Raw genomic sequence first — 15,955 nt, forward strand, 5'->3', positions numbered from 1 at the left:
TCGGCCCTCGCGGGATGGGTAGGGCCCCTTGGGCGCTCTGTGAGTTGGCCGGGTTGCGGGGGCTCTGCCCCGAGCCTCGCTCCTCAATCGCCGGAGGGGCTGGGTACGGCTCCGTGTTCGGCCCTCGCGGGATGGGTAGGGCCCCTTGGGCGCTCTGTGAGTTGGCCGGGTTGCGGGGCTCTGCCCCGGCCCCGCTCCTCAATCGCCGGAGGGGCTTGAATCGGGCAGGTTCCTCAAGTCGCCGGACGGCTTGAATCGGGCCGGTTCCTCAGGTCGCCGGAGGAATCGGGCACGTTCCTCAAGTCGCCGGAGGGGCTGAATCGTCCCCGTGCTCGGGTCCCCGCGCGGGGCAGTGGGACAGGGCCGCGCGGAGGTGGCCCGCCGAGGACGTCAGCAGCGACGCCGCCCGGGACGCGTCGACGCCCCCCAGAATCATCAGGATCGCGTTCTTCGCCTCGCCGTCGGTCGCCTCCAGTGCCGCCTCGATCTCCTCGTCCCGCGCTCCCGTCGCCAGCGACACGATCCGCCGCGACCTCGCCCGCAGCTTGTCGTTCGACGCCCGCACGTCCACCATCAGGTTCCCGTACGTCTTGCCGAGGCGGATCATCGTGATCGTCGAGATCATGTTGAGCACCAGCTTCTGTGCCGTGCCCGCCTTCAACCTCGTCGATCCGGTGAGCAGTTCGGGACCCACCACGACTTCGATGCCGTGCTCCGCCGCCGCTCCCAGCGCGCTCGCGGCGTTGCAGGACAGGCCGATCGTCAGCGCGCCCAGCGCCCTCCCGTGCTCCACCGCGCCGATCGCGTACGGCGTGCGGCCCGACGCCGAGATGCCGACGACCGTGTCGTCCCCGGTCACCTTCAGCGCGTCCAGGTCCGCCGCGGCCAGCTCCTTGCTGTCCTCCGCGCCCTCGACCGCCGTGTACATCGCCGCCGGGCCGCCCGCGATCAGGCCCGTGACCTCGGCCGGGTCCGTGTTGAACGTCGGCGGGCACTCGCTGGCGTCCAGGACCCCCAGGCGGCCCGCCGTGCCCGCGCCCGCGTAGATCAGGCGGCCGCCGCAGGCCATGCGCTCGGCCGTGGCGTCGATCGCGTCGGCGATGACGGGCAGTTGGGCGGCGACCGCGGCGGGGACCGTCTCGTCCTCGCCGTTCATGATGCGTGCGATCTCCAGCGTGGGCAGCCGGTCGATGTCGGCGAGCTCGGGGCGGAACGCCTCCGTCGTGAGCGTGGCGAGCTGGGCGCGGAGTTCACCGTAGGTGGGGGTCATGAGGAGCGGCTCTGCTTTCTCGGGACGTACGGCGTACGGGGGGTCAGCGCGTGCGCGGGCTGTGGCGGTGTGCGAGCGCCTCGTACGAGGCGGCGAGGGCAGGGGCCGCCGACTCGTACGTCCGCTGTGCCACGCCGATGAACAGGCAGTCGATGACGAGCAGTTGACTGGTGCGCGAGGACATGGCGGCCGGGCGCAGCTCGCTCTCGCGCGCGGTGGACGTCGTCAGGATGTGGTCCGCGTATTGCGATACGGGTCCGTCGGGGCGTCCGGTGATCGCGATCGTCGTCGCGCCCCGGTCGAACGCCACCCGCAGCGGCTCGATCACGTCCCCTGTCGATCCGGAGTGTGTGATGGCGATGGCCACGTCGCCGGAGCGCAGCTGCACGGCATTGGTCACGGCGAGGTGCGGGTCGGCGTGCGCGTGCGCGATCAGGCCGATGCGCAGCAGCTTCTGGGCGAGGTCCATGCCGACGAGTGAGGACGCGCCGACGCCGTAGATGTCGATGCGGCGGGCCGTGGACGCGGCGGCCACCGCGGCGCCGAGCTGCACGGTGTCGAGACCGGCGGCGGTGTCGGCGAGCGTCTGCTGTTCGTCGTACGCGAGCTTGGCGACGACGTCCCCGATCGGGTCGTCGACGGCGATGTCGGTGGTGATGGCGGGCGCGCGGCCGGATTGCTGGTGGGCGGCGAGACCCGCGAGCGCCAGGCGCAGGTCGCGGTAGCCCGGATAACCGAGGAGGCGGGCGGTGCGGACCACGGTCGCCTCGCTCGTGCCCGTGAGCTCGGCGAGTCCGGTGACCGTGAGGGCGGCGCAGCCGGCCGGATCGTCGGCGACGGCTTCGGCGACCCGCTGCATGGAGCGGGTCATGGACGGCGAGAGGGTGCGCACCTTCGCCGCGAGGGCGGCGGGCGGCGGGACCTCACGGGCGCCGGGCGCGGCGGGGGAGGGCGGACTCTCACCGTTGAAACTTTCCTTCACTGGATTGGTCACATCTGAAAGATATTTTCGAATTTCGGGTGCCGTCAAGACCCGGCGACAATGGCGGTATGGACGAGACGAACCCGCTGGAGCAGGCCCTGCACGCTGCTCGCGCGCTGGTGCTCGCCGACCTGGCCACCCGTGACGTGGCGGATGCCGGCGTCGTCTCGCTGGTCGAGGAGGCGGTGGCGCACCGCCGCTGGTGGGCCGAGCAGTGGCCCGAGGGCATCACCTACGTCGCGGGGCTCGTCGCCCAGGACGTCCAGGACGCGCTGCTGGAACGGTACGGCCGCTGGCCGCTGTGCCCGGTCTGCGACGCGGGCGATCCGCACGCGCTGGAGATCGAGCCCGAGCTCGGGCCGGATCCGCACTGGGTCTGCGGCAAGGCCGGGGTCGTGGTCGCGCCGGTGGGCGGGCTGTGGTGACGGTCTACATCGACCCGCCGAGCTGGCCCGGCCACGGCCGTATGTGGTCGCACATGGTCAGCGATGTGTCGTTCGAGGAGCTGCACGCCTTCGCCGAGTCCATCGGCTGCCCGCGCCGCGCGTTCGAACGCGACCACTACGACGTGCCTTCGCACCGGTACGCGGACGCGGTGGCGGCTGGCGCGGTCGAGATCGGTTCCAAGGAGCTCGTCCGCCGCCTCACGGATGCGGGCCTGCGCAGACCGAAGAACCGCCCGTCCGGGTAGGGCCCCTGTCCGGTCGGGGTGCTCGGTCGAAGCCGCCGCCGTTGCCCGCGGGACCGCCGTCGAGCCCGTCACCGGCCGCGACCTGCTGTGCGGCCGCGGCGACACGGTGACCGGCGCGATGACCACCATGCGTCGTCGCCGCGCCCGCCCACGCGGTCGACGCGAAGCCGGGGTCCGCGTCGATGACCGTGCCGCCGCCCGTCGGCTCACGACGCGGCCAGCAGCTCCAGCTCCACCGTGAGGTTGTGGCGGGCGGGCTCCTCCCACTCATGGACGCCGTACGGGGTGTGGAACAGGCGCGGCAGCCGCAGCAACTGGCGCAGCACCGCCGCCCGCCCGTCGCGGAACGCCTCCTCGGGCACGAACCCGTACTCCTCGCGCACCGCCGCCGCGTAGGCCGCGTACGCCTTCGGGGGCGCGGCCAGGATCGCCAGGTCCGCGTCGCACAGGACCTGGCCGTTGCTGTCGTCGGCGGCCGGATCGTGGGTGACGGTGAGGCGTACGAGGCGGGCGACCTCGGCGGTGGCCTCGGCGCTCAGTCCGGCTTCGGGCAGGGCGCGTTCGGCGAGCCCGGCGGAGCGCTCCTCGTTCTCCGAACGGTCCGGCAGATACACCGCGTCGTGGAACCAGGCGGCCAGCCGCACGAGTTCGGGATCGGCGGCGTGGGCGGCCAGGGTGTCGACATGGCCGAGCACCGCGATCAGATGCTCCGTGGTGTGGTAGCGCCGCTGCGGCTCGGCCCAGCGTGCGAGGAGGTTGTCGGCGTACGGCACGGGGTCGGGCCCGTCCGCTCCCTGCCGGGCGGCGACAAGGGTCCGGGTCCAGCGGGTGCGGAGATCCGCGGCGGCGTCGGTCATGTGCCGACTCTAGAACCGCCGGCGCGGGCCCGGCGCCCGCCGGTACGACGGGGCCGGGCCCGGCTCGGGCCAGGTGTCACCCGGCGGCCTTGAAGCCGCGCAGGCGCAGGGAGTTGCCGACGACGAAGACGGAGGAGAAGGCCATCGCGGCTCCGGCGATCATCGGGTTGAGGAGTCCGGCGGCGGCGAGGGGGAGGGCGGCGACGTTGTAGGCGAAGGCCCAGAACAGGTTGGACCGGATGGTGCCGAGCGTTCTGCGGGACAGGCGGATGGCGTCGGCGGCGGCGTTGAGGTCACCGCGGACGAGGGTGAGGTCGCCGGCCTCGATCGCGGCGTCGGTGCCGGTGCCCATGGCGAGCCCGAGGTCGGCCTGGGCGAGGGCGGCGGCGTCGTTGACGCCGTCACCGACCATGGCGACGCTGCGGCCCTCGGCCTGGAGGCGCTTGACCACGTTCACCTTGTCCTCGGGCAGGACCTCCGCGACGACGTTCTCGGGGGAGATGCCGACCTCGGCGGCGACGGTCTCGGCGACCGCCCTGTTGTCGCCGGTGAGCAGGATCGGGGTGAGGCCGAGGGCGCGCAGCCGGCGGATCGCCTCCGCGCTGGTCTCCTTGACGGCGTCGGCGACCTCCATTACGGCGCGGGCCTCGCCGTCCCAGGCGACCGCGATCGCCGTGCGGCCGGCGGCCTCGGCCTCGTGCTGGGCGCGGGCGAGGTGGGCGGGCAGCTCCATCGCCCACTCCGTGAGGAGCTTGGTCCGGCCGACCAGAACGGCGTGGCCGTCGACGACGCCCTGGACGCCGAGGCCGGGGATGTTGGCGAAGTCCTCGGGCGTGGGCAGGGCCGCGAGGCTCCCCCGGCCTTCGGCCGGGGGGACCCCCATCTCGCTTCGCTCGGCGGCGCCGGCGGCGACGGCCCGGGCGATGGGGTGCTCGGAGGCGTGCTCCAGGGCACCCGCCAGCCGCAGTACCTCTTCCTCCGTGGCGTTGTCCGCGGTGTGGACGGTGAGCAGGGTCATGCGGCCGGTGGTGACGGTGCCGGTCTTGTCCAGGACGATGGTGTCGACCTTGCGGGTCGTCTCCAGGACCTCGGGGCCCTTGATGAGGATGCCGAGCTGGGCGCCGCGGCCGGTGCCGACCATGAGCGCGGTCGGCGTGGCGAGACCGAGGGCGCAGGGGCAGGCGATGATCAGGACGGCGACGGCGGCGGTGAACGCGGCGGTCAGTCCGGAGCCGTTGCCGAGCCAGAACCCGAGTGTGCCCAGCGCGAGCGCGATGACGACGGGCACGAAGACGGCGGAGATCCGGTCCGCGAGCCGCTGGGCGGCGGCCTTGCCGTTCTGCGCGTCCTCCACCAGCTTCGCCATGCGGGCCAGCTGGGTGTCGGTGCCGACACGGGTGGCCTCGACGACCAGACGGCCGCCGGCGTTCAGGGTGGCGCCGGTGACACTGTCGCCGACCGCCACCTCCACGGGCACGGACTCACCGGTGAGCATCGAGGCGTCGACGGCGGAGGCGCCCTCGACGACGGTGCCGTCAGTGGCGATCTTCTCGCCCGGGCGGACCACGAACCGGTCACCGACCCGGAGTTCGGCGGTCGGGACGGTGACCTCCTGCTTGTCGTGCAGGACGGTGACCTCCTTGGCCCCCAGCTCCAGCAGTGCCTTCAGCGCCGCGCCCGCCTTCCGCTTGGAGCGGGCCTCGAAGTACCGGCCCGCCAGGATGAAGGCCGTGACGCCGGCGGCGGCCTCCAGGTAGATGTTCCCGGCGCCGTCGCTGCGGGCGATCGTGAACTCGAAGGGGTGCGTCATCCCGGGCGTACCGGCGGTCCCGAAGAACAGCGCCCACAGCGACCACAGGAACGCGGCCGACGTGCCGACGGAGATCAGCGTGTCCATCGTCGCCGCGCCGTGCCGGGCGTTGGTGAACGCGGCGCGGTGGAAGGGCCAGGCGGCGTAGGTGACCACGGGGGCGGCGAGGGTGAGGCTGAGCCACTGCCAGTACTCGATCTGCAGGGCCGGCACCATGGCCATCGCGATGACGGGGACGGACAGGACCACGGCCGTGACGAGCCGCTGCCGCAGCGGCGCGAGGTCGTCGCTCTCGGGTGGTTCGTCCGCCGGGTCGGTGCCACGCGGAGGCGCGGGCTCCTGGGCGGTGTAGCCGGTGGCCTCCACTGTGGCGATCAGGTCCGCGACCTCGGTCCCCTGGGCGAAGGTGACCTTCGCCTTCTCGGTCGCGTAGTTCACGGTCGCCTCGACGCCCTCCATGCGGTTCAGCTTCTTCTCGATGCGGGCGGCGCAGGAGGCGCAGGTCATGCCGCCGATGGCGAGCTCGACCTCGCGCGCGTCGCTGGTGGCCGGGTGGGCGGCGGCTGCGGTCGGCATTCCTGCTCCTCGTGGTCACTTATACCCCCTAGGGGTATTGGGTGGTTCCCATGTATACCCCCTCCCTGTATGGAGTGCAAGGTGTTGTCGGGGCCGGCCGGCGGACCCGTGGGGCGGTGCGTGCCGCAGGTGGCTGTCATCGGGGTCGGTTGCGATTAGGCTGGAGATTGGACTAGACCTCTCGGCCCGCAGGGCCGAGTGCCGCCGCAGCCGCTTTCCTGGAGGAATGGCCCCATGAGCAACCGTGCACTCCTGGAGGTGATCGCACTCGACGCGGAGGACGCGATCGCCGCCCGGTCCGGAGGTGCTGACCGGCTGGAGCTGGTCACCGACATGGCGGCCGACGGCCTGACCCCGTCGACAGAGACCTTCGCCCGCGTCCGGGCGGCCGTGGACATCCCGGTGCGCGTCATGCTGCGCCTCACCGACGGATTCTCGGCGGGTGGCCCGCAGGAGGTGGCCGCACTGGTGCGGACGGCCGAGCGGCTGCGGGCGGAGGGCGCGGACGAGTTCGTGTTCGGCTTCCTGGACGACCACGGCCACCCGGACCTCGTGACCGTGGAACGGCTGATGGCGGTGCTGGACGGCTGCCGGTGGACGTTCCACCGGGCGATCGACCGCGCGGCGGACCGCGACGGGCTGCGCAAGCAACTGGCGGACGTACCGGGCCTGGACACGTACCTGACGGCCGGGGCGGCGGAGGGCGTCGACGCGGGGCTGCCGACGCTGCTCGCGGAGGCGTCCCGCAGCGGCGAACCAGGCTACGAACCGGCGCTGCTCGTGGGTGGCGGCCTGCGCCTCGAGCACGTCCCGCCGCTGCGGGCCGCGGGGGTGCAGGGCTTCCACATCGGCGGCGCGTCCCGCCCGGCGGGCTGGTCGCACCCGGTGTCACCGTCGGCGGTCTCGACGTGGCGGGAGGCGCTGGACGCGTAGGGGCGTACCCGGGGGCGGGTGGTGCCGCGCCGCCGGGGGCCGCTGCTCGGTGCGCGGTGCGGGCATGCTGCGGCCCCGGGGTGGGCCCTGGTCCGGGGGAGGTGGGGCTGCTGCGCCGCCGGGGTGGCCGCTACCCGGGTGTGTGGGGCTGCTGCGCCGCCGGATGGCCCCTTCCCGGCGGTACCGGCTGGGGCGTCTCCCGGGCTCGGCCTCCACCGGCGAGGGGCCCTCGCCGGTGGAGGCCGCCGCTGACGGCGGCGTCACCCCGCCGTCACGTCAACTGCAGTGGCAGCGGCTGCGCATGCAGGACCGTCAGGCCCGAGACCGCTCGGGTCAGTGCCACGTACAGGCGGCGCAGGCCCGTGCGTTCGTCGGGCTCGGCCGTCACCACCGCCGCGGGCTCGTCCAGCACCACGTAGTCGTACTCCAGACCCTTCGCCAGCGACGCGGGCACCAGCGTCAGGCGGCACGCCGCCGTCGTCTCCTCGCCGGGCGAGAGGTGGGGCAGGCCGGCCGAGGTCAGCGCCGCCGCCAGTGCCGGGACGCGCGCGTCCGCGGCGATCAGGCCGATCGAGCCCTCGCGGGTCAGGGACTCCAGGCAGGCCGAGACGACCGCCGAGTCCAGGTCCGACACGGCGCGGACCGATAGCGAGCCCGGGTTCTCGCGGACGGAGGAGACCGGGGCCAGCCCCGGTGACATGTGCGGCAGCAGCCGGGAGGCGTACGCGATCACCTCGCGCGGCACTCGGAAGCCCGCCGTCAGTTCCTCGACCGCCGCGTCCGCCTTTCCGAGATGGGACAGCGCCTCCGCCCACGACGACGTCGCCCACGGCGTCGTGCCCTGGGCGAGGTCGCCCAGCACGGTCGCCGAGCCCGTCGAGCAGCGGCGGCCCACCGCGCGGTACTGCATGGGCGACAGGTCCTGCGCCTCGTCGAGCACGACATGGCCGAGCGAGTGGGTGCGCTGCACGAGGTCCGTCGCCTCGTCGATCAGCACCGCGTCCGCCGCCGACCACTTGGCCGACTTGACGCTGCGGGCGGGCCTGTCCCACAGGACGGTGTCCTGTTCCTCCGTGGTGAGGACGCCCTCGGCGTGCATGGCGAGGAACTCCGCGTCGGACAGGAGGCGCAGGACGAGCTTCGCCGGGTCCACCGGCGGCCAGATCGCCTTGACCGCCGCCTTGACCGCGGCGTTCCGCGCCACGGCGTCCTGGACGCGGTCGTCCGGAGCCTCGCCCGCCTGCTCCATGCGGACCAGCACCGCGTGGGCGATCCGCTGGGGCAGGGCGTCGCGCGCGGAGCCGTACCGGACGTCCCGGTCGAGCAACTCGCGGACGATCTCCTCCAGTTCGTACGCCGGAATCCGCCAGCGCCGCGAGCCGCGCACGACCATGAGCGGCTCCGTCGGCGGCGTGACGTGCGAGCGGACCGCGCGGCGCAGCACCTCGGCCATCCTCGCGTCACCCTTGACGACGGCCGCCGCAGGCGTGTCCGTGCCGCGCACCTCCACATGGGAGACGAGGTCGTCGACGGTCGACTGGCGCACGTCCAACTCACCCAGTGCGGGGAGCACTTGCTCGATGTAGTGGAGGAAGGAGCGGTTCGGTCCGATGACGAGGGTGCCGGTGCGGGCCAGCCGTTCCCGATGGGCGTACAGCAGATACGCGACCCGGTGCAGTCCGACCGCCGTCTTTCCGGTGCCCGGCCCGCCCTGCACGCACACCGTGCCGGACAGACCGCTGCGGACGATCTCGTCCTGCTCGGGCTGGATCGTCGCCACGATGTCCCGCATGGGGCCCACGCGCGGCCGTTCGATCTCCGTCTGGAGGAGCTTGGAGGTCTGCTCCGGCTCCGAAGGGTCGGTGAGGTGCTCGTCCTCGTACGCGGTGAGCTCGCCGCCCGTGTAGCCGAAGCGCCGCCGCAGGCCCACGTCCTTCGGGTCCTTGCGCGAGGCGCGGTAGAACGGCTGGGACACGGGGGCACGCCAGTCGACGACCATCGGGTCGCCCACGGCGTCGTGCACGTGCCGGCGGCCGATGTAGAAGCGCTGCCCTTCCTGCGCGGTGTGCAGATAGTCGAGGCGGCCGAAGAACAGCGGGGTGTGCGCCAGGTCGGCGAGCGCCTTGATGCGGTCCTCGATCTGCGACCGCAGGACGGCCGCGTTGACCCAGTTCGCGGTGACGTCCTTGATGTCGAGTGACTCGACGTCCTCGCGCATCGCGCGCAACGCGGCCCGCGAGGCGGCGAGGTGCGCGCGCTCCCGTGCGAGTGGATCAGCGCCGTCGACGGTGGCTGCTGCCGTGGCGGGAGAGACGTCGGGTACAGGGGTGCGCGCGGGCACGGGTTGCCTCCGGGCTGATGCTTCGTGATCACGACATGGCAGACCGGCCGGTTTCCGTCCGGGCGGTGGCACTCCTCGAAGGAGGCGGGAGGGGCCCCGACCGTGTCGGGGGCAAGCCCGCGAGTGTAATCAGCGCCTTGGAGGGGGGCGAACGGTTTTCCCGGCCGTCCTCCCCGTAGGGGACACCGTCTGTCCGGAGGAGGAGGCGCGCCGGTGCGCGGTTCAGCCCGCAGAGCGATGCTCCGGACGGGTGAAAGGGCCACCATGGAGACATGAGTACAGCGACCTTCGCCCCAGGCACCACGCCCCATGGCGGCGCGACCGCCACGGGCGCCGTCCACCACTCCCCGCACCGCGTCGGCAACGCGCTGCGCGCCGTCAAGGTCTTCGCCGAGGCCGTGTTCTCGGTGGCCGTCCTCGGCGAGTACGCCGAGGAGGCAGGTGTCCGCCTCGTGCAGCGCGGCCGTGGTTGACCGGGGCGGGGCCGTTGGTGGTTGCTGTCCGGGGGTGGTTTCCTCGGGTTTGGCCGGGGGCAGCGCGGCCGTGGTTGACCGGGGCGGGGGCCGTTGGTGGTTGCTGTCCGGGGGTGGTTTTCTCGGGTTTGGGCGGGGGCAGCGCGGCCGTGGTTGACCGGGACCGGAACCGGGGCAGCGGACGTTGACGGCGGCGGCGGGACGCCCAGCCGGTCAGTGGACCGGGTCCACGGGGCCCTCCGCCTCGCCCGCCAGCAGTTCGTCCGCGTCCACGATCCGGTACGCGTAGCCCTGCTCGGCCAGGAACCGCTGGCGGTGCGCCGCGAAGTCCTGGTCGATCGTGTCCCTTGCCACCACCGAGTAGAAGTGCGCCTTGTGGCCGTCCGCCTTGGGGCGCAGAACGCGGCCGAGGCGCTGTGCCTCCTCCTGGCGCGAACCGAAGGTGCCGGAGACCTGGATCGCGATCGTCGCCTCCGGCAGGTCGATGGAGAAGTTCGCGACCTTCGAGACGACCAGCACGCTGATCTCGCCCTTGCGGAAGGCGTCGAAGAGCTTCTCGCGCTGCGCGTTCGACGTCTCGCCCTTGATCACCGGGGCGTCCAGGTGCTCGCCCAGCTCGTCGAGCTGGTCGATGTACTGGCCGATGACCAGAATCTGCTGCCCCGCATGCTTGCGGACCAGCTGCTCGGCCACCTTCCGCTTCGTCGCCGTCGTCGCGCAGAAGCGGTACTTCTCCTCCGTCTCGGCGGTCGCGTAGGCGAGCCGCTCCGAGTCGGTGAGATTGACCCGTACCTCCACGCAGTCGGCGGGCGCGATGTAGCCCTGCGCCTCGATCTCCTTCCAGGGCGCGTCGAACCGCTTCGGTCCGATCAGCGAGAAGACGTCCGACTCCCGACCGTCCTCGCGCACGAGGGTCGCGGTCAGACCGAGGCGGCGGCGGGCCTGGAGGTCGGCGGTGAACTTGAAGACCGGCGCCGGCAGCAGGTGCACCTCGTCGTAGAGGATCAGGCCCCAGTCGCGGGAGTCGAACAGCTCCAGGTGCGGGTAGATGCCCTTCCGCTTGGTCGTCAGCACCTGGTAGGTGGCGATGGTGACCGGGCGGATCTCCTTCTTCGTGCCGCTGTACTCGCCGATCTCGTCCTCGGTCAGCGACGTCCGCCGCACCAGCTCGTGCTTCCACTGCCGGGCGGAGACGGTGTTGGTGACGAGGATCAGCGTCGTGGCCTTCGCCTGAGCCATCGCCCCCGCCCCGACCAGCGTCTTGCCTGCACCGCAGGGCAGGACGACGACGCCCGAGCCGCCGTGCCAGAAGCCCTCGACGGCCTGCTTCTGGTACGGGCGCAGGGCCCAGTCCGTCTCGTCGAGGTCGATGCGGTGCGCCTCGCCGTCGACGTAACCCGCGAGGTCCTCCGCCGGCCAGCCCAGCTTCAGCAGCGTCTGCTTGATCTGCCCGCGCTCGGAGGGGTGGACGGCGACGGTGTCCGCGTCGATCCGGGGACCGACCAGCGGCTGGACCTTCCTGGAGCGCAGGATCTCCTCCAGCACCGGCCGGTCGGTGCTGGTCAGGACGAGCCCGTGGGTGGGGTGCTTGCTGAGGGTGAGCCGGCCGTAGCGGGCCATCGTCTCGGCGACGTCGACGAGCAGGGCGTGCGGGACGGGGTAGCGGGAGAACTCGACCAGCGCGTCGACGACCTGCTCGGCGTCGTGCCCGGCGGCGCGCGCGTTCCACAGGCCGAGCGGGGTGACCCGGTAGGTGTGGATGTGCTCGGGTGCGCGCTCCAGCTCCGCGAACGGCGCGATGGCACGACGGCAGGCGTCCGCCAGCTCGTGATCGACTTCGAGAAGGAGGGTCTTGTCGCTTTGGACGATGAGCGGACCGTTCACACCTGCGCCCTTTCGATGAGGCTGGAGGCCGGTGAGGCCAAACCTCAAGTGTGCCGCATGGCGGCAGATGGGAGCTCAGGCCGAGTCGTCGGCCGGTGACGCGGGGCTGAAGGACAGGCGTCGGCCGGTATGCGCGGGAGGCTCAGTCTGTGTCGCCGGCCGGTGACCGCGGGAGGCTCGTCCGCGCCGTGGCCGGTGCCGCGCGGGAACTCAGGCCGAGTCGTCGGCCAGTTCCGCCACGCCCGTGATGCGGTGCAGGGGATACGTGCGCACCTCGTCCACCGTGCGGTCGTACGCCGTCACGAAGCCGCCCTCCACCCGGACCGGGGCGATCACCCGCTGGCTGGCCGCGCCGTCCGCGTTGACGTAGCCGATCCAGACGGCCGAGCCGGTCATCGCCGCTGCCTGGACGGTGGCCAGGGTCTCGGCCGGGGTGGTGCGCGGGAGTTCGCCGTTGACGGCCGGACGGGCCGCCGCCTCGGTGACCGGTTTGCGCTCCACCGTGGCCGCCAGGTCGCCGGCCCGGATCGCCTTCACGGCCGCGCCGAGGAGCGTGACGTCGGGCAGCGGCGGCCCTTCCGGGACCGGTGCCGGCGGAGTACGCGGCGGGGTGCGACGGGCGTGCGCGCGGGTGATCAGCACGTCGCCCTCGGCCGACTCGGCGGCCGGCGCATACCCCATCGTCCGCAGTCCTTCGAGCAGCGCCGCCGGGTCCGCCTGGGCGGCCAGGACCGTGGGCGCGAGGCGGCGCAGCCCCAGATTCTGGGAGCGCCTGTCCGCCAGGATCTCGCCGAGCAGCGCGTCGTCGTCGCAGCGCAGGTAAGCGGAGGCGGCGCCGACGCGCAGGTGGCCGTGGCGGCGGGCGACGTCGTCGATGAGGTAGGTCAGCGGCTGCGGCACGGGTGTGCGCGAGTGCGTGGCCAGAAAAGCGTGCAGGTCGGCGGCGGCCCGTCCGGCGTCGAGCGCGCGGCGTACGGAGGCGGGCGTGAAACGGTAGACGGTGGCGCCGCCCTTGGACTCGACGTCGGCCAGGACGGCGAGCGTCTCGGCCAGCGGGCGTTCCAGCGGCCCCGGCGCGACGGCCGTCAGGTCGGCCTGGAGCAGGACGTGGTCCAGCGGGGCTGGCAGCAGCGGGGCGAGGAGTGAGACGGCACGGGCGCGGCGGTCGGTGGCGGAACTCCCGGAGCCCCCGGAGCCACTGGATCCGGGGGGCGCGGCGCGGTAGGCGATGGGCCCCGGCCGTGGCACCGCGGCCTCGGCCGGGGTGTCGGCCTCGGGCCGGGCCGAGGCACCGGCGGCGGACCGGGCGGAGGCGCCGGCAGTGGGCCGGGCCGAGGCACTGGCGACGGCAGCTGCCTCGGGCCGGGCGGCCGGGGCCGGCAGGCCCAGCAGCGCCCGGGCATGGGTGGCGAGCGCGCCGCGCCCGGTCATGCCCAGCAGCTCCGCCTCCGCGAGCGTCCAGTTCGCCAGGCGCGTCCGCAGGTCGTGTCCGACGCCCGGGGAGTCGGCCCGCTCGCCCCGCAGCGGCCGCTCCCACCGCAGCCGGTCGAGCAGCGTCTCCGGTTCCGGGACGGCGCCCGCGGGGAGGGACGCCATCAGCTCCAGCACCCGCAACCGCACCTCCGGCGCGGCCGAACGGTCCAGGTCCGGGCCGAGCGCGGCGAGCGTACGGCCTTTGGAGTCCTGGGTGCCGACGAGGCCGGGCACACGGGTCGCCGTCAACCACGCGACGGCCAGGTCCGCCCACCGCTCCGCCGTGGGCAGCTCCAGCCACTCGTCGTACGCGGGTGTGGGTGCGTACCGCTCGTCGGCCTCGCCGTCCGAGGCCACCAGCCCCGCGGCGTAGGCGAGTTCGAGCCAGAAGGCGGCGAGCTGCTCGGTCGTGTCCAGCGCGGTGGCCGTCCGCTTGAGGTCGCGTACGGACAGACCGCCCGCGCGCAGCACCGGCGGCCCTCCCTCGTGCCAGTCCTTCAGCAGGTCCTCCACCGTCGTCAACGCGGTGTACGCCTGGCTGGCCGCCGCACTGTCCACAACCTGTGGACGACGTTCGGTCGCCTGCCCCACCGCCGGCGGCAGCGGCTCCGGCACCCGGTGGGCCCGGCCCGCCCGCAGATGCAGCGCAGCCTCCCTCGGCAGCACCACCGTCCGCGGCGACGCGGGCAGCAGCAGCCCGCGGTCCCGCAGCCACTGCACATGCGGCGCGGGAGAGGACGTGACCTCCCCGTACGGCGGCCCCCACACCAGCCGGTCGAGCACCGCCAGCGCCTGCGGCGGAGCCGTGTCCAGCAGCAGTGCCATCCGCCGACCGTCCGTGAACAGCGCCGTCAACGCCTCGACCGCCGACACCGGGTCGTGTGTGGGCGGCAGCCCGGCCGCCGCGAGGATCTCCTGCACCCTGCCCGGCGACATGCCCGCCGTCGCCTCGGCGACCGACGGGCCGAGCCCGGTGGGCGAGGGGCGCGTGGGGGACGGCGCCAGCAGTTCACGCGCCGTGCGCACCAGCCGCAGCCGGTCGTCGCCGCCCCACACCAGGGCCTGCCCCCGCAGCACCTCCAGCGCGCCCGGCAGCGCCGCCTCGACCTCCGCCGCGCCCTCGTCGCCGGCCATCAGCGCGAGCAGGGACTCGTACGGGGCCGCGTCCGGAGCCACGGCCAGCGCCTCTGCCGTCTGCAGCGTGAACCGGTCGAGCCGCTCCAGCGCACGGACGACGGAGGCACGGGTTCCGGCACGGGTGGCGAGCTGGGTGACATCGGTCGGCACCGGGCTCAGCAGATCGGGACGGGCGCGCAGCAGCGCGGCCAGGTCCTCGTCGGTGCGGGCGCGCAACGCTTCCGCGAGCGTGCGCGGGGCGGCGGCGCCGCTTGCTTCGGGCTTGGTCCCCATCCGCCCCACGTTAGCCCCTGGAGCGCTAACGTCGTGGACAGGGCGGGCCCGGGGAAGGGGCCGTGATTCGTAGGACACACCGGGAGCACAGGGGAACGTCCGTGGGGATCGAGAGCGATCAGCTCGTCTACGACTATCTGAGCCGGGTCGGAGACCTGGCCCAGCAGGCCCAGCTCCCGTCGTCGGCCCGGATGCGGCTCGTGACGTCGCTGCGGGGCGAGATCGACAGGCAGCGGGGGCGGTTCGGCGGGGAAAGCCCGGCCGCGGTGCGCCGGATCCTCGGGCGGCTCGGCGCGCCGGAGGCGGTGGTCGCCGCGGCGGCGGAGGGCGCGGACGCGCCGCCCGGGCCCGCGCGGTCCGTCACCTCGCCGCCCGCGTCGTCCGCCGCCTCGCCGTCCTCGCCGTCCTCGCCGTCGAACGCCGAGGGAGCGGGGGCCGGGTCCGGGGCCGGTGGGCAGCGGCCGACGATGCCGCGGCAGCGCGGATGGCGGCGCATCCCGCGCCCGCGTACGACGGAGGCCGCCCCGGCCCCCGCGCCGCGGGAGGCGGCGTCGCCGCCGCACCTGGCCGGGATGGACGAGCTCGGGCCCTCGGGTTCCGAGCCCGACTGGTGGCGGATCGAACCGGGGCCGTTCGGGGCGGGGGAGCGGGTGGCCGGGTTCGTGGGGGGTGTGGAGGTCCCCGAGATACTGAAGCCGCCGCCCGAGGAGGACGCCGAGCCCGATCCCGGGGCCGACCCCGACGCGGTGGAGGCGGAGACGGAAGAGGCCCCGCCCGCCCGGCGGCGGTGGCTCCCGCGCCTGCGTAGCCGCGGTGACGGGGAGAGAGGCCCTGCCGATCCGTTCCTGCTGCTGGCCGCCGCCCTGCTGCTCGTCGGCGCGGTCCTCGGCTCACTGCTCGCCCTGGCGGGCGGCTGGCTCCTCGCGTACGGCTCGCGCCGTCTGTCGGCCACCCAGTCGAAGCTGGCGGTCGTCGGCCTTCCGGGTGCGGTCGCGGCCGCCGGAGTCGTCTGGCTGTGGGGCCGCGTCAACGGCCGCTGGGGCACGCCGATCCCCGACGACGGGATGCGGGAGGCGCTGACCGGGACGTGGCCGTGGATGCTGAAGGGGGCCGCCGTGGCCTCCGCGCTGTATCTGCTGTGGCGGGGCACGAGGGGGCGGCGCGGTTGAGGATGACCGGCTCCTGATCGGCGGGACGCCCCCAGAGGCGTCTCGCGGCCCCGCGGCCGGCTTCCGCAGTCAACTCCCCCGGTCAG

General features: G+C 73.8%; 12 protein-coding genes. 5 read left to right on the top strand and 7 right to left on the bottom strand.

What is annotated here, in order from left to right; all coding sequences use genetic code 11:
• Positions 1-298 precede the first annotated feature (298 nt).
• Positions 299-1,270 carry an N-acetylmuramic acid 6-phosphate etherase gene (gene murQ, locus ACH5AF_RS07765; RefSeq protein WP_398900576.1) on the bottom strand — a complete coding sequence of 324 codons (972 nt, stop codon included), beginning with the start codon at positions 1,268-1,270 and terminating at the stop codon, positions 299-301.
• Between the two features lie 43 nt (positions 1,271-1,313).
• Positions 1,314-2,264, bottom strand: coding sequence for a MurR/RpiR family transcriptional regulator (locus tag ACH5AF_RS07770; RefSeq protein WP_398900577.1), 951 nt, complete (start codon positions 2,262-2,264; stop codon positions 1,314-1,316).
• Between the two features lie 56 nt (positions 2,265-2,320).
• On the opposite strand from ACH5AF_RS07770, the gene ACH5AF_RS07775 reads away from it, so the two are divergent.
• Both ACH5AF_RS07775 and ACH5AF_RS07780 read left to right on the top strand, forming a co-directional pair.
• A complete protein-coding gene (locus ACH5AF_RS07775) occupies positions 2,321-2,677 on the top strand; it encodes a hypothetical protein (protein WP_398900578.1) in 357 nt (118 codons plus the stop codon).
• A complete protein-coding gene (locus ACH5AF_RS07780) occupies positions 2,674-2,943 on the top strand; it encodes a DUF4031 domain-containing protein (RefSeq protein ID WP_398901006.1) in 270 nt (89 codons plus the stop codon). The genes ACH5AF_RS07775 and ACH5AF_RS07780 overlap by 4 nt, the downstream gene beginning before the upstream one ends.
• Before the next feature lie 206 nt (positions 2,944-3,149).
• On the opposite strand, the gene ACH5AF_RS07785 is transcribed toward ACH5AF_RS07780, so the two are convergent.
• Together ACH5AF_RS07785 and ACH5AF_RS07790 are read right to left on the bottom strand one after the other, a co-directional pair.
• Positions 3,150-3,800, bottom strand: a complete 651-nt coding sequence (locus tag ACH5AF_RS07785) for a hypothetical protein (RefSeq protein ID WP_398900579.1) — start codon at positions 3,798-3,800, stop codon at positions 3,150-3,152.
• Positions 3,801-3,876: 76 nt separating this feature from the next.
• Positions 3,877-6,186, bottom strand: coding sequence for a heavy metal translocating P-type ATPase (locus tag ACH5AF_RS07790; protein WP_398900580.1), 2,310 nt, complete (start codon positions 6,184-6,186; stop codon positions 3,877-3,879).
• Positions 6,187-6,420: 234 nt separating this feature from the next.
• On the opposite strand from ACH5AF_RS07790, the gene ACH5AF_RS07795 reads away from it, so the two are divergent.
• Positions 6,421-7,119 carry a copper homeostasis protein CutC gene (locus tag ACH5AF_RS07795; protein WP_398900581.1) on the top strand — a complete coding sequence of 233 codons (699 nt, stop codon included), beginning with the start codon at positions 6,421-6,423 and terminating at the stop codon, positions 7,117-7,119.
• Positions 7,120-7,390: 271 nt separating this feature from the next.
• Here the strand turns inward: ACH5AF_RS07795 and ACH5AF_RS07800 are convergent, their stop codons facing one another.
• On the bottom strand, positions 7,391-9,460 hold the full coding sequence (locus tag ACH5AF_RS07800) for a HelD family protein (protein WP_398900583.1): 2,070 nt from the start codon (positions 9,458-9,460) through the stop codon (positions 7,391-7,393).
• Between the two features lie 272 nt (positions 9,461-9,732).
• On the opposite strand from ACH5AF_RS07800, the gene ACH5AF_RS07805 reads away from it, so the two are divergent.
• Entirely contained in the window at positions 9,733-9,933 is a 201-nt protein-coding gene (locus ACH5AF_RS07805) for a hypothetical protein (RefSeq protein WP_398900584.1), read from the top strand.
• A 213-nt stretch (positions 9,934-10,146) separates the two neighbouring features.
• Here the strand turns inward: ACH5AF_RS07805 and ACH5AF_RS07810 are convergent, their stop codons facing one another.
• A complete protein-coding gene (locus tag ACH5AF_RS07810) occupies positions 10,147-11,817 on the bottom strand; it encodes a DNA repair helicase XPB (RefSeq protein ID WP_398900586.1) in 1,671 nt (556 codons plus the stop codon).
• Positions 11,818-12,027: 210 nt separating this feature from the next.
• Positions 12,028-14,700: a helicase-associated domain-containing protein gene (locus ACH5AF_RS07815; RefSeq protein ID WP_398900587.1), complete on the bottom strand. Its 2,673-nt coding sequence runs from the start codon at positions 14,698-14,700 to the stop codon at positions 12,028-12,030.
• 101 nt (positions 14,701-14,801) lie between these two features.
• On the opposite strand from ACH5AF_RS07815, the gene ACH5AF_RS07820 reads away from it, so the two are divergent.
• A complete protein-coding gene (locus tag ACH5AF_RS07820; RefSeq protein WP_398900588.1) occupies positions 14,802-15,869 on the top strand; it encodes a hypothetical protein in 1,068 nt (355 codons plus the stop codon).
• Positions 15,870-15,955: the final 86 nt, after the last annotated feature.

The sequence above is a fragment of the Streptomyces sp. NPDC018833 genome, assembly GCF_044390825.1.
Taxonomy (GTDB): Bacteria; Actinomycetota; Actinomycetes; order Streptomycetales; family Streptomycetaceae; genus Streptomyces.

Bases quoted from the DNA above. Each gene is read 5' to 3' on its own strand.
- murQ (WP_398900576.1), bottom strand. From the start codon at position 1,270: ATGACCCCCACCTACGGTGAACTCCGCGCCCAGCTCGCCACGCTCACG.
- ACH5AF_RS07775 (WP_398900578.1), top strand. From the start codon at position 2,321: ATGGACGAGACGAACCCGCTGGAGCAGGCCCTGCACGCTGCTCGCGCG.
- ACH5AF_RS07785 (WP_398900579.1), bottom strand. From the start codon at position 3,800: ATGACCGACGCCGCCGCGGATCTCCGCACCCGCTGGACCCGGACCCTT.
- ACH5AF_RS07790 (WP_398900580.1), bottom strand. From the start codon at position 6,186: ATGCCGACCGCAGCCGCCGCCCACCCGGCCACCAGCGACGCGCGCGAG.
- ACH5AF_RS07795 (WP_398900581.1), top strand. From the start codon at position 6,421: ATGAGCAACCGTGCACTCCTGGAGGTGATCGCACTCGACGCGGAGGAC.
- ACH5AF_RS07805 (WP_398900584.1), top strand. From the start codon at position 9,733: ATGAGTACAGCGACCTTCGCCCCAGGCACCACGCCCCATGGCGGCGCG.
- ACH5AF_RS07815 (WP_398900587.1), bottom strand. From the start codon at position 14,700: ATGGGGACCAAGCCCGAAGCAAGCGGCGCCGCCGCCCCGCGCACGCTC.